Raw genomic sequence first — 698 nt, forward strand, 5'->3', positions numbered from 1 at the left:
CGGCATTGTTCAGATTAGCTGGTTCCAGCAAACGGCAAACGATTGGAGCCACGTTTCTGCGGTTTCTGGGTCGGCGTGTCTGAAGTGGTTTGCAAAGGCGTTCGTCCGGCGTTTCAACTCCTTGAAGACGCGTTCGACGGCGTTCCGATTTCCGTGGGTAACATGTTGAAATCGGAGTCCGTGACGGTGACAGGCCGCCTGCAACCAGGGCGCACCATCGACCAGAAAGAGTGCGTCGTCGACGAGATGTTTCTCTGTGAGTTCTGCGAGGAACATCTCGGTTAGCGCCTGGGTTCTGGTCGGGAACAGTCGGACGTGGAGCAGGCGGTTGGTGGCGGGATCGACGGCGGCGTACAGCCAGTAGCGCTGGTCGTTGACCTGGATCACCGTCTCGTCAACCGCGACGTGATCCGGCTCGACACCGTCTGCCGGCTGTAGATCGGCCTTCTGTATCCAGTTGTGAACGGTGGTGCGACACCGGTCGACACCCAGTCCCTCCAGAACTGAGACGGTATCCGACAGCGACAATCCCGCCAAGTGGAGTTGGATACCGAGCTTCATCGCCAACTCGGGTGTCGCCTCTCGCTCCACAAATTCTAACTCCGGGAAGTCGCTAGCTTCGATGAGGCGGGTGGGTTTTGGCATAGGCACCAAGAACTCACGTCCGCCTCGTCCTTCGACCTTATCTGAACACTGCC

The 698-nt window shown here is 58.6% G+C and carries 1 protein-coding gene; it reads right to left on the reverse strand.

The features are described 5' to 3' along the window. Positions 1 to 9 precede the first annotated feature (9 nt). A complete protein-coding gene (locus D3D02_RS18235; protein ID WP_121571323.1) occupies positions 10 to 645 on the reverse strand; it encodes an IS6 family transposase in 636 nt (211 codons plus the stop codon). Positions 646 to 698: the final 53 nt, after the last annotated feature.

It is taken from the genome of Halobellus sp. Atlit-38R (assembly GCF_003665925.1).
GTDB lineage: Archaea > Halobacteriota > Halobacteria > Halobacteriales > Haloferacaceae > Haloquadratum > Haloquadratum inordinatus.